We start from the raw sequence: 12,279 nt of genomic DNA on the forward strand, positions 1-12,279 counted from the left end.
GAGGGACGTTAGCAACATCCGGCGTTCAGGACAAGCGCGTTACGACGGATCCGGTTGCGGAAAGCCTGTTCGCATTCTGAAAACGTTGTGAAGTTGCACATTGACGACGGAACGGGTCGTGGCACGGCAGGCGATGCGCTCCACCCCCGAGAGGGTCGCTTGATCCGCCGCGCCGGGGATGCCTAGGGTTGCGCATGCCCGATCCCGACGAGCTCACGCCCTCCTCCGAGCCGCGCCGCGTCTCGCGTCGCGCGCTGATCGGCGGCATCGCGGGCGGACTCGTCGGGGCGGCAGCGGTGGTGGGCGGCGGCGCCGTGCTGCTCCCCGGACTGCTCGGTGGGCAGACGAAGAGCACCCCCACGGCCAGCCCGACGCCGACGCCGAGCAGTGCAGGCGACGGGCTCCTCGCCGACCGCCTGCTCGCGCGTCCCGGTTTCACGGTCGCGCACCGCGGCGGGTCGCTCGACTGGCCCGAGATGTCGATGGAGGCGTACCGCAACTCCGTGGCGCTCGGGGTGAACGCCCTGGAGATCTCCCTCGCACGGACCTCCGACGGCGTCTGGTTCGGACTGCATGACGCGACCCTCGATCGCACGTCGGGCACCTCCGGGTTCTTCGCCGCGGACCACACCTGGGCCGAGGTGCAGCGCTATCGCATCACGGCGGCCGAGACGACCGACCCGGGTCAGCCGGCGCAGCCGTACCTGCGGTTCGACGACCTGGTCGACGCGTACGCGGACACCCACACGATCTTCGTCGATCCGAAGGTGGCGCCGACCGAGCATCTGGGCGAGCTGTTCGCGCTGATGGCGAAGGCGCCGCATCCCACCCGGACGTTCGTCGCCAAGGGCTACTGCACGACGACGGCATGGCCGCTGGATGCGCAGAGCCGCGGATTCCGCACGTGGGGCTACTACTACGGCTCGGAGCTGGCCGCCGACCCGTCGCTCCTCCCCTCGACCCAGGCTCAGTGGACCTGGCTGGGTCTCGACTACGAGGCGGACGCGGACACGTGGCGCTCGATGACCGCCGGGGACAAGCCCGTCCTCGCCCACATCGTCCCCTCGCGCGCGGACGCCGAGCTGTCGCTCCAGCGCGGAGCGGCCGGCCTCGTGGTCTCCGGCGTGCGCGAGGTGCTCGCCTCCGGCCCGGTGCGCTGACGCAGCGGGCCGCGCCGGGTCGGATGCGGCCGGTCAGCGGCGGTGGGAGGCGGTGACCGTGAACTTCGGGTTGCGCGCGATCTGGCGGGTGGGGCCGACGGCGCGCTCCAGCGCGGGGCGGTAGCCGAGGTGGGAGTTCCAGACCGTCCACAGTTCGCCGCCGGGGGCGAGCACGCGTCCCGCGTCCGCGAACAGGCGGTGGGCGATGCCGGTGTGCACGGCTCCGCCGATGTGGAACGGCGGGTTGAGCACGATCAGGTCCGCGGAGGCGTCGGGCTGTGCGGCGAGGCCGTCGTCGCGCACCACCGTGACGCGGTCCGCCACGCCGTTCGCCGCTGCGGTCGCCGCGGCCGAGGCGACGGCCGCGGCCGACTGGTCGGTCGCGATCACGCGGAGATCCGGCCGGGATGCGGCGAGCGCCGCCGCGAGAAGACCGGTGCCGCAGCCGAGGTCGATCGCGGTGCGCGCATCCGGGACGGCGTCGTCGAGCACCGAGAGCAGGAAGCGCGTGCCGATGTCCACGGTCGTCCCGGCGAACGCCGCGCCGTGGGCGCACACCCAGAGGCCGGTATCGGCGTCGAGCGATCGCTCCGGCCAGCGGTCGAGCACGGTGGCGGCGGCGGGATGCGGTTCCCGCGCCGTGAGGACGCGCGCCTTCTGCCGCGCCAGCGACGCCGTCACGTCGCCGAACACCTCCGCCAGCACGGCGTTCATCGCGGTCGTCATGTGCTTCAGCATCCCGCCCGCGTAGACCACCACGTCGGCACGGGCGTGCTCCGCGATCAGCGTCGCGATCTCGGCCAGAGCGTCCAGGCTGCGCGGCAGCCGCAGCAGCACGGTGCGGGCGCCACGCAGCAGCGAGTCGTCCAGCGGCCGGTGCTCGTACGTCCCTTCGAGGCCCAGCTCGGCGGCGTTCGCGTCGAGCGCCCTCTCGCCGGTCAGGGCATCCTGGTGCACCCGGATGCCGTGGGCGCCCCGCGCGGCGGCGGCGAGGGTGAGCGCCCCGTACGCGTCGCCGATGACCACGAGACCGGGCTCGAGCACGGCGTCGCCCGTGAGGTCGGCGAGCAGCCGGTCGGCAGCGTCCGACGCGAACAGGTTCGGCGCCTCGACGTCCGGCCGACGGCGCAGCCGCTCGTACGGGAAGCCGGGCGCTGCGGAGGACACGCCCTCCAGTCAACCAGAGGGCGCGCCCCGCAGCATCCGCGGCCGGTGCTCAGGCGGGCCGCGCTCAGGCGGCGGCGCCCTCCTCCACCAGCTCCTCCTTCTCGGTGAAGTCCATCATCGGGGGCTTCCGGCGGAAGCCGCGCGTCAGCACCGCCAGGTAGACGACGCCGACGAGCATCCACGAGAGGCCGACGATGAACGTCGTGACGGTGAGTGAGGTCCAGAGCCAGACGGTGAGGACGAACCCGATCGCCGGGAGCACGCCGTAGCGCACCCACTCCCCCGCGGACGGCGCCGTTCGGCCGCCCTTCGGGAACAGGTGGTGCCGGATGACGGAGAGGTTCACCATCGAGAAGGCGGCGAGCGCGCCGAACGAGATCATCGTCGCCGCCTGGTCGAGCGTGAGCACCAGCGCCAGCAGCGACACGATGGACACCGCCACCGCCGCGACCCACGGGGTGCGGAACCGCGAGTGCAGCCGGCCGAACATCCGCGGAAGAACGCCGTCGCGGCCCATCGAGTAGATGATGCGCGAGACGCTGACCTGGGTCGTCATCCCGGAGCCGAACGCGCCGACGACGTACACCGCGACGAAGAACGACGTCAGGAAGGTGCCGCCGACCTTCGCCATCAGGTCGACACCGGCCGAGTCCACGTTCGCGAAGTCGCGCCAGTCCGGGTACACGAGCGCGCCCAGCCACGACACGAGGATGAAGATCGCGCCGCCGATCAGGGTGGTGAGCAGGATGGCGCGCGGGATGTCGCGCTTCGGGTTCTTCGCCTCCTCGGAGAGCGTCGACACCGCGTCGAAGCCGAGGAACGAGAGGGCGAGCACCGCGGCGCCCGCGAAGATCGGCCCGAGACCGCCGGAGCCGGGCAGGAACGGCTCGATCAGGCTCGGCGTCTGGGAGGACGGGTTGGTCACCAGCTCCTTGATCGCCAGCACCGCGAACACAACGACGAGCAGCACCGACAGCGCGACGATCGCGATGTTGAGCCGGTTCACCAGAGTGATGCCCAGGAGGTTGAACAGCAGCACGAGCAGCAGCGACGCCAGCGCGAACACCCAGCCGGGCACATCCGGGAACTGGGTGTTCAGGTACAGCCCGATGAGCAGGAAGTTGATCATCGGGAGGAACAGGTAGTCGAGCATCAGCGTCCAGCCGGTGAGGAAGCCGACGTGGCCGCCGAAGGACTGCTGCGTGTACGTGTACGCCGAACCGGACACCGGGTACGCGCGCGCCATCGCGCCGTAGCTCAGCGCCGTGAACAGCATCGCGACCAGGGCGACGACGTAGGCGGACGGCAGGTGGTTGTCGGTCGACTCGGTGACGATTCCGTAGGTGGTGTACACCGTCACGGGCGCCAGGTAGGTGAGCCCGAACAGCACGAGGGCGGTCGGGCCGAGCGCGCGCTTCAGGCGCGGCTGGACGGGAAGGTCGGTCGTGGTCATGTGGAGCGGCCTCTCTCGAGCGAGTGGTGCAGGTCGGTGGCCGAGCGGCGGACGCCGTCGACCCAGGTTCCGAGCACGCGGACGGATCGCAGGTCGTGCGGTTCCACGTGGCGCGGGTCGGTGTCGAGCCAGACCAGGTCGGGGGCGGACCCCGGCCGGAGTTCGCCGCGCTGTGTGCGGGCGAAGGCCTGGTGGGCGACGCCGGAGGAGTACGCCTCCAGAGCATCGGTGAGCGGGATGCGCTCGGCGGGGATCCACCCCGCTGCGGGCACGCGGTCGTCGGTCTGGCGGGTGACCGCCGTCGCGACGCCGGGCCGCCAGTCCGCGCTGCTGACCGGCCAGTCGCTCCCGAAGGAGACGGCGCCGGATTCGAGCAGGGTGCGGATCGGGTACTGCAGCCGCTCGCGCTCGGGGCCGAGGCGGGGCAGCGTCAGGTCGAGCATCATCGGGTCGAGCTGCGCCCAGAGCGGCTCGAAGTTGGCGATGACGCCGAGGCGCTCGAATCGCGGGAGGTCGACCGGGTCGACGACCTGCACGTGCGCGATCACGGGGCGGCGGTCGCGCGGCCCGTTGACGCGCTCGACCTCCTCGAAGACGTCGAGCGCGGTGCGGGCCGCGGCATCGCCGATCGCGTGCAGGTGCAGCTGGAAGCCCAGCTTGTCGAACGTGACCGCCGCGGCGGCGAGCTCGCGCGCCTCCCAGTTCGGGAGGCCGCGGTCGCCCGGTGTGTCGACGTAGTCGTCGAGCATCGCCGCGGTGTGGTTCTCGATGACGCCGTCGACGAAGACCTTCACTGTCCGCGCGGTGAGCAGCGGATCGCCGAGCTCCTCGACGCGGCGCCGCGACTCCACGAAGCCGGGCACCTGGTCGCGCCAGCTGACCGGGTCGGCACGCAGGGCCAGGTTCACGCGGGTGGACAGGAACCCGCGGGCCGCCGCATCCAGGTACGCCTCCACCTCCGCCGGCTCGACCCACGCATCCTGCACCCAGGCGATGCCGAGTGCGGCGTAGTCGGCGGTCGCCAGCCGCAGGGCCTCGACCCGCTCCTCGCGGGTGCGCCCGGGCTCGGCCGGGAGCAGCAGGTCGACCGCGCCCGGCTCCTGCAGGATGCCGAGCGGCGACCCGTCGGCGCGGCGCGGGATGCGGCCCAGAGCCGGCTCGGGAGTCGCGGCGTCGATGCCGGCCCGGCGGAGAGCCTCCGAGTTGACCCAGACGGTGTGATAGTCCCACGCCCGCAGCACGACCGGGCGATCGGGCACGGCAGCGTCGAGCCAGCGCGCGTCGAACATCCCGTCGGGCGCGAGCGTGGCGTCGTAGCTGCCGCCGTAGATCCACTCCTGCTCGGGATGCGCGTCCGCCCACTCCTTCACGCAGGCGACGATCTCATCCACGGAACCGCACGCCCGGACCTGCGGGCCGAGCTGTTCGAGGCCGCCCTGCAGGGGATGCGCGTGCCCGTCGCCGAAGGCCGGTGCGAGCACGCCGCCCTCGAGGTCCACCGTCTCGTCGGCGCTGGACCGCCGGGCCCGCGCGTCCTCGCCGACGGCGACGATGCGGCCGTCCTCGACGGCGACGGCGTCGTGCTCCGCGGCGTCCGCGCGGTAACTCGAAAGGATCGTCCCGTTGGTGAAGACCGTCGTGCCCATGCACCCTCCGCATCCGGATAAATGAACGTCGTTCTTTTATTTCGTCAGATACTAGGGTGTGATCGAGCCGGAGGGGAAGAGCATGGCCGAGATCGATCGCCCGGCGCGCCGGGCGGGGCGTCCCCGGACGACGGTGCTCACCCGAGACCTCATCGCGCATGCGGCGCTGGGGCTTCTCGACGAGTCCGGCGCCGAGGGCTTCACGATGGCGCGGCTGGCCCAGGCGCTCCGCGTGCGGCCCAGCGCCCTCTACAACCATGTGGACGGCAAGGAGGACGTGATCGCCGCGGTCCGCGAACTGGTCTCCGACCGGATCGACGTCAGCGCGTTCGCGTCGCAGCCCTGGGATGCGGCGATGATCGCCTGGGCGCACTCGTACCGGGTGGCGTTCGCCGCACATCCACCGACGATCGCTCTGCTCGCGACCCTGCCGCTCACCGGTGCGCTCCGCACGATGCACATGTACGACACCGTCGTCACCGCGATGGTGCGCGCCGGGTGGCCTGAGCCGGAGGTGCTGCCGACGATCGTCGCGGTCGAGTCCTTCATCCTCGGCTCGGCGCTCGACGCCATCGCGCCGGCGGACATGTTCGACCCGAGCGGCGCCGAGGAGGAGGTGCCCGCGTTCGCGGCCGCCTACCGCGCCCGCGGGGTTGGTCTCGGGGCCACGCCGCCGGCCGACGCGGCGTTCGAGGTGGGCCTGACCGCGCTGGTGGAGGGCCTGCGGGCGCGGTACGCGCTGCTGGCTAGATCCAGCCCTTCCGCTTGAACACGAAGTAGAGACCGACACCCATCCCGAGCATCAGCAGCAGCGCGAACGGGTACCCCAGCGCCCAGTGCAGTTCGGGCATGATGCGGAAGTTCATGCCGTAGACCGAGGCGACCAGGGTCGGCGCGAACAGGATGGCCGCCCATCCCGAGATCTTCTTCACCTCGTCGTTCTGCTGCTGGCCGACCAGGGTGGTGTGGACGCTCAGGGCGTTCTGCAGGATCTGGCGGAAGCCTTCGGCCCGCTCGGTGACCCGGATGACGTGGTCCTCGATGTCCCGGAACGCATCCCGCAGCCCTTCGTCCTCCTCGCGGGCCAGCAGGCCCTGCCGCAGGTTGGCGAGCACGTCGCGCAGCGGGTCGACGGCGCGCTGGAAGTGCATGACCTCGGTCGAGAGCTCGTAGATGCGCCGCGAGACACCGCGGTCGCCGGAGAACAGCTGGTCCTCGATCTCGTCGATGTCGTCCTCCAGCCCGGCGACCACCGGAGCGTACTCGTCCACGATCTCGTCGAGGATGCCGTACAGGGCGGCGATCGGACCGTGCGCGAGGAGGGCGGCGTCGCCTTCGAGCCGGCGCCGGACGCGGGCGAGGTCGGGCGACTCGAAGTGGCGGACGGTGATCACGAAGTCCGCGCCGAGGAAGACGTGCACCTCGCCGAACTCGACCTTCTCGGTCTCGTCGATGTAGTGGGCGGGACGGAGGACGACGAAGAGCATGTCGCCGTACTTCTCGATCTTCGAGCGCTGGTGGCCGGCGAGGGCGTCCTCGACGGCGAGCGGCGGCAGGTCGAACTCCTTCGCCACGGCGCCGAGCTCCTCCGCGTTCGGCCGGTACAGGCCGATCCAGGCGAACCCGCCGCGGTCGCGGACCGTCTCGCAGGTCTCCTCGAGCGACGGCGGCTCGGTGCGGAGGCCGTCCACGTACACGGCGTTGTCGACGATCATCCCGCCTCCTCTCTGACGCAACCGTACCTCCGCCGGGCCGGCTGCGATCGCCGTGGCCATAGACTGGCCGCGATGTCCGCCCTGCCCTGGCTCGCCGCCGCCCTCGTCGTGGTCGGCGCGTACCCGGCCTACCGGTTCGTGCGCAGGTCGTGGCGCTTCCGGGCGACCGCCACCGTCATCGCCGTCGTCGCCGGCCAGATCGCCGGGCTCCTCCTGATGCTGCTCGGGGTGCTGCTGCTCCCCCGGCCGGACCTCACCGGGGCGGGATGGTTCGTGCTGCTGCTCGCCGCGACGGTGCTTCCGCTCGCGATCGGCGACCTGCTGCAGTCGACGGACCGCAGGGCGATCCGGGCGGTGATCGCCGGGCTCGCCGCCGTGCTGACGCTCGGTGCCATCGGCCTGGCCGCCGTCCCGGCCACCGCCCAGCCCGTCGTCGCCGGCCACGCCGTCTCCGTCACCGCCAAGACCCTGGCGGACGGGTACCAGCTCGCGGTGCGCATCCCCCCGACCGCCTCCGGCTTCGCAGCGCGCGACGCCCACCTGTTCGTGCCGCCCGGCTGGTTGCGCGACCCCTCCGCGACACGGCCCGTGGTCGAGATGATGATGGGCCAGCCGGGCAACCCCACCCTCGGGGCGACGCTGGATGCGCTCCACAGCCTGGGCGACGACCGGCTCAACCAGGCGCCCTTCGTGCTGGTCGTGGACCAGCTGGGAGCGGTCGACAAGAACCCGCCGTGCGCGGACACCTCCGGCGGCAAGCTGGTCGCCTACCTGTCGAAGGATGTGCCCGCCTGGATCGACGCCAACCTCCCGGCGTCGCACGACCGGACGCAGCGGGTCATCGCGGGCTTCTCGCACGGCGGCGAGTGCGCCGCCTACCTCGGCGCGCTGTTCCCGCAGCAGTGGGGCGCGGTCGTCGACGTCTCCGGTCCCGACAAGCCGGGCGAGTACCGGCCGGCGGCGACCCGCGACCGGTACTTCGGCGGCGACCAGGTCGCCTACGAGAAGACCTGGCCGGCGAACGTCCTCAGCGCTCACGACTACCCGGAACCGGTCGTCGGGATCTTCGTGGCCGGAGAAGAGGACGCGAAGTTCCGCCCGCAGGTGGAGGCGACCGCCACCGCGGCGGAGGACGCCGGCTGGAAGGTCACGTACTGGGCGGTCCCGGGCCAAGGGCACTCCGGCCCGACGCTCACGAAGGGCCTCGAGACGGCGTACAACCAGCTGATCGGCTCGTGGCTGAAGACGGGCGCGACCGGCTCCGGAGACCGCTTCCTCTGTGCGGCGGACCAGACCGCGCGCGCGTGCGGCGTGACCCAGGCAGCCGCGGTCGCCGGCACCGTCGCGATCGTCGACCTGTCGGCGCTGGCGGTGTTCCTGGTCGTGGCGCTCGCGCTCTTCTTCGCGCGCCGCGGCGCCCCGCTGCGCGGGGCGCGGGCGTCGGTGGAGGAGTAAGGGCGGCGCTAGAGCGGCCGTTGATAACTTTATCAACGGTGGCGAATCGCGCCGTCGAGGTCTACCTAACGAGCGACTGGCCGGGCGAGCGGCGCGACCCCGCTACGCCGCGACCGCCTCCCGGGACGCGACGAACGCGTCCACGCAGCGACGGATCTCCTCCTCGGTGTGCGCCGCGGACAGCTGCACGCGGATGCGCGCCCGCCCCTTCGGGACGACCGGGTACGAGAAGGCCGTGACGTAGACGCCCTGGCGCTGCATCTCGTCGGCGATGCGGGCGGTGAGCGCCGCATCCCCGAACATGACCGGGACGATGGGATGCGCGCCCGGCAGCAGGTCGAATCCCGCCTCGGTCATCAGCCGGCGGAACAGCTCCGCGTTTGTGACGAGCTGCGCCCGGAGGTGGTCCGACTGCTCGAGCAGGTCGAGCGCCGCGAGGGTGCCGGCGACGATCGACGGCGCCAGCGTGTTCGAGAACAGGTACGGCCGCGCGCGCTGGCGCAGCAGGTCGACGATCTCGCGGCGGCTGGAGACGTACCCGCCGGAGGCACCGCCGAGCGCCTTGCCGAACGTCCCGGTGTAGATGTCGACGCGGTCGGACACGCCGCAGAACTCCGGGGTGCCGCGGCCGTGCTCGCCCACGAAGCCGACGGCGTGCGAGTCGTCGACGAACACCAGGGCGCCGAACTCGTCGGCGAGGTCGCAGATCTCCGCGAGCGGCGCGATGTAGCCGTCCATCGAGAAGACGCCGTCGGTGACGACGACCGTGAAGCGTGCACCCGCATCCCGAGCCGCCTGCAGCTGCGTGCGCAGGTCGTCCAGGTCGCGGTTCTTGTAGCGGTAGCGCTGGGCCTTCGACAGGCGGATGCCGTCGATGATGGAGGCGTGGTTCAGCTCGTCCGAGACGATGGCGTCCTCGGCGGTGAACAGCGTCTCGAAGACGCCGCCGTTGGCGTCGAAGCAGGAGGAGAACAGGATGGTCGCCTCGGTCCCGAGGAACCGCGACACCCGGCGCTCCAGCTCCAGGTGCTGCTCCTGCGTGCCGCAGATGAAGCGCACGCTGGCCATCCCGTAGCCCCAGTCGTCGAGCGCCGACTTCGCCGCGTCCCGCAGGGCCGGGTGGTCGGCGAGGCCGAGGTAGTTGTTGGCGCAGAAGTTCAGCACCTCGTGGCCGTCCGCCGTGATCAGCGCCGACTGCGGACCGTGGATGCTGCGCTCGCGCTTGGTGAGCCCGGCCTCCTCGATCTCCTCCAGCTGGGTCGCGATGTGCTCCCGGAAGCTCCCGTACATGTTCAGACCTCCGTCCAGTCGAGGATGACCTTGCCGCCGCCGGCCGCCGCAGCGGCGGCGAACCCCTTCTCCCAGTCGCGAGCTGCGAACCGGTCCGAGACGATCGACGCGATCGCGTCGTGCAACTCCATGGAGGTCTGCAGCATGGCGCCCATGGCGTTCCACGTCTCGAACATCTCGCGGCCGTAGATGCCCTTGAGGGTCAGCATGTGGGTGACCACGATCCCCCAGTCGACGGCGATCTGCTTGGAGGGGAGGCCCAGCATGGCGATGCGGCCGCCGTGGTTCATGTTCTCGATCATCGAGGGCAGGGCCGTCGGGGCGCCGCTCATCTCGAAGCCGACGTCGAAGCCCTCGCGCATCCCGAGCGCCTTCTGCGCCTCGTGGATGTCGTGCTGCGAGACGTCGACGGTGAAGTCGGCGCCCATCCCGCGGGCGAGCTCGAGCCGCTGCGCGCTGATGTCGGTGCCGACGATGAAGCGCGCGCCGACGTGGCGCGCGACGGCGATCGCCATGAGGCCGATGGGGCCGCATCCCGTGACCAGCACATCCTCACCGACCACCGGGAACGCGAGCGCGGTGTGGACGGCGTTGCCCAGCGGGTCGAACAGCGCGCCGACCTCCGGCTCGATGGCGCTGTGGTGCACCCAGACGTTCGTGGCCGGCAGCACGAGCTGCTCGGCGAACGCGCCGTCCCGCTGCACGCCCACGCCCTGGGTGCGGATGCACATCTGGCGGCGCCCGGCACGGCAGTTGCGGCAGGTGCCGCAGACGATGTGGCCCTCGCCGGAGACCAGGTCGCCCACCTCGACGTCGCGGACCAGCGGGCCGACCTCGACGACCTCGCCGAAGAACTCGTGGCCGGGGACCAGCGGGGCCTTCACGGCGGACGCCGCCCAGTCGTCCCAGCGCTGGATGTGCAGGTCGGTTCCGCAGATTCCGGTGCGCAGGACGCGGATCCGGACATCCTCCGGCCCCATCTCGGGCTCGGGTACGTCGACCAGTTCGAGACCCGGTGCGGCCTCGCTCTTGAACAGGGCTTTCATCGTCGCTTCCTCGTGGGAGTCGGTGTGCTTCATCGCGCGGCCGCGCCTTGTGGGCGGTTCCGGCCGAGCAAAAGCCTAGACCAGGCCGCCCGTGCGCAAGAGGTGACGGCTCAGTAGCTCCAGCTCTTGTGCGCCGACCCGGGCTCGCAGGTGTAGACGGCGCCGCCGACTTGGTGGACACCGTTGCCGAGACGGCCGCAGGTCTGGAACAGGTCCACCATCGCCGGGATCAGGAGGGCCAGGATCACCGCGCAGAACAGGATGCCGACCGCCGAGATGATGATGCCGGCGATCGCGAAGCCGTTGTTGTGTCCGGCACGCCGCGACTGCACCAGGGCGACGATGCAGAGCACGAGCCCGACGATGTCGAACGGGAAGACGAACGAGAGCGCGAACCCGACGATGCCGAGCACGCGGCCGGGGACGCTCGGCGGACGGGCGGGGGCGTATCCGGGGCCCGGCGCGGGCGGGTACGGCTGGTAGCCGTACGGGGGCGGTGGAGCGTACGGGTCCTGCGGCGGCGTCGTCATCGGTCCACAGCATAGGGCTGCGAGCGCCGGGGGACACGACCCACGGAGGGCGAGTCCGCGGCGCTAGAGTTCAGCCATGAAGCGCGCGCTGATCGTGATCGACCTGCAGAACGAGTACGTCACCGGCAACCTGAAGATCTGCTTCCCGGACCTGATGACGTCCATCCCGAACATCGAGGTGGCCTGGGATGCGGCCGACGACCACGGCGTGCCGGTGGTCGTCGTGCAGCACATCGAGGACGAGGGTGCACCGGTCTTCGCCCGCGGGTCCGAGGGTGCGGCGCTGCACTCGTCGATCGCCGACCGGACGCCGGCGCACGTGATCGAGAAGACGAGCGTGTCGGCCTTCCCCGGCACCGACCTCGAGCAGTGGCTGCGGTCGTCGGGCGTCGACACGGTCACCATCGCCGGCTACATGACGCAGCACTGCTGCGCGGGCACGGCGCGGGATGCGGCGGAGCTCGGCTTCACCGTCGAGTTCCTGTCCGACGCGACCGGGACGCTGGACCTCGTCAACGAGGCCGGCGCGATCTCGGCGGACGCCCTCCACCGCAGCGTGCTGGTGACGATGCAGTCCGAGTTCGCCGCCGTCGCGACGACGGAGGAGTGGACGCTCGCGGTCGAGGCCGGCGACACGCTCCCCGTGTCGAACCTGTGGGACAGCACCGGCCACGCGCGTCTGCCTGAGAAGCACGCCGAGCTGCACAAGCTCATGCGGGAGGTGCGGGCCGGGATCGACCACGACATCGCGGCCGAGGAGGCCCACAACATCCAGAACACGCTCTACGTCGGGCAGGGCGTCTCGTCCCTCTGACGG

General features: G+C 71.5%; 11 protein-coding genes. 4 read left to right on the top strand and 7 right to left on the bottom strand.

From position 1 onward, the window contains the following. The first annotated feature begins 194 nt into the window (after nucleotides 1-194). Nucleotides 195-1,160, top strand: a complete 966-nt coding sequence (locus tag J2W45_RS11310; protein WP_310131869.1) for a glycerophosphodiester phosphodiesterase — start codon at nucleotides 195-197, stop codon at nucleotides 1,158-1,160. A 33-nt stretch (nucleotides 1,161-1,193) separates the two neighbouring features. On the opposite strand, the gene J2W45_RS11315 is transcribed toward J2W45_RS11310, so the two are convergent. The 3 genes from J2W45_RS11315 to J2W45_RS11325 form a co-directional block, all read right to left on the bottom strand. After that, complete coding sequence (locus tag J2W45_RS11315; RefSeq protein WP_310131870.1) at nucleotides 1,194-2,327, bottom strand: class I SAM-dependent methyltransferase; 1,134 nt, start codon at nucleotides 2,325-2,327, stop codon at nucleotides 1,194-1,196. Nucleotides 2,328-2,391: 64 nt separating this feature from the next. Then, on the bottom strand, nucleotides 2,392-3,780 hold the full coding sequence (locus J2W45_RS11320; RefSeq protein ID WP_310131871.1) for an APC family permease: 1,389 nt from the start codon (nucleotides 3,778-3,780) through the stop codon (nucleotides 2,392-2,394). After that, nucleotides 3,777-5,426, bottom strand: a complete 1,650-nt coding sequence (locus tag J2W45_RS11325) for an amidohydrolase (RefSeq protein WP_310131872.1) — start codon at nucleotides 5,424-5,426, stop codon at nucleotides 3,777-3,779. Before J2W45_RS11325 ends, J2W45_RS11320 begins: the two co-directional genes overlap by 4 nt. A gap of 82 nt (nucleotides 5,427-5,508) precedes the next feature. Between J2W45_RS11325 and J2W45_RS11330 the strand changes: the two genes are divergently transcribed. Beyond that, entirely contained in the window at nucleotides 5,509-6,195 is a 687-nt protein-coding gene (locus J2W45_RS11330) for a TetR/AcrR family transcriptional regulator (RefSeq protein WP_310131874.1), read from the top strand. Here J2W45_RS11330 and corA read toward each other — a convergent pair. Beyond that, the gene (gene corA, locus J2W45_RS11335) at nucleotides 6,173-7,141 is read right to left on the bottom strand and encodes a magnesium/cobalt transporter CorA (protein WP_310131876.1); all 969 of its coding nucleotides are present in this window, start codon (nucleotides 7,139-7,141) and stop codon (nucleotides 6,173-6,175) included. The two genes, J2W45_RS11330 and corA, sit on opposite strands and share 23 nt — an antisense overlap. A gap of 72 nt (nucleotides 7,142-7,213) precedes the next feature. Between corA and J2W45_RS11340 the strand changes: the two genes are divergently transcribed. After that, a complete protein-coding gene (locus tag J2W45_RS11340) occupies nucleotides 7,214-8,596 on the top strand; it encodes an alpha/beta hydrolase (protein WP_310131878.1) in 1,383 nt (460 codons plus the stop codon). 102 nt (nucleotides 8,597-8,698) lie between these two features. Here J2W45_RS11340 and J2W45_RS11345 read toward each other — a convergent pair whose 3' ends face one another. From J2W45_RS11345 to J2W45_RS11355, 3 genes are all read right to left on the bottom strand, one after another. Next, the gene (locus J2W45_RS11345) at nucleotides 8,699-9,886 is read right to left on the bottom strand and encodes a glycine C-acetyltransferase (RefSeq protein WP_310131879.1); all 1,188 of its coding nucleotides are present in this window, start codon (nucleotides 9,884-9,886) and stop codon (nucleotides 8,699-8,701) included. 2 nt (nucleotides 9,887-9,888) lie between these two features. Then, on the bottom strand, nucleotides 9,889-10,932 hold the full coding sequence (gene tdh, locus J2W45_RS11350; RefSeq protein ID WP_310131882.1) for an L-threonine 3-dehydrogenase: 1,044 nt from the start codon (nucleotides 10,930-10,932) through the stop codon (nucleotides 9,889-9,891). 110 nt (nucleotides 10,933-11,042) lie between these two features. Beyond that, the gene (locus J2W45_RS11355; RefSeq protein WP_310131885.1) at nucleotides 11,043-11,462 is read right to left on the bottom strand and encodes a DUF4190 domain-containing protein; all 420 of its coding nucleotides are present in this window, start codon (nucleotides 11,460-11,462) and stop codon (nucleotides 11,043-11,045) included. 76 nt (nucleotides 11,463-11,538) lie between these two features. On the opposite strand from J2W45_RS11355, the gene J2W45_RS11360 reads away from it, so the two are divergent. Continuing rightward, nucleotides 11,539-12,276, top strand: coding sequence for a cysteine hydrolase family protein (locus tag J2W45_RS11360; RefSeq protein ID WP_310131887.1), 738 nt, complete (start codon nucleotides 11,539-11,541; stop codon nucleotides 12,274-12,276). Nucleotides 12,277-12,279 lie beyond the last annotated feature (3 nt).

The sequence above is a fragment of the Leifsonia shinshuensis genome, from assembly GCF_031456835.1.
GTDB lineage: Bacteria > Actinomycetota > Actinomycetes > Actinomycetales > Microbacteriaceae > Leifsonia > Leifsonia shinshuensis_C.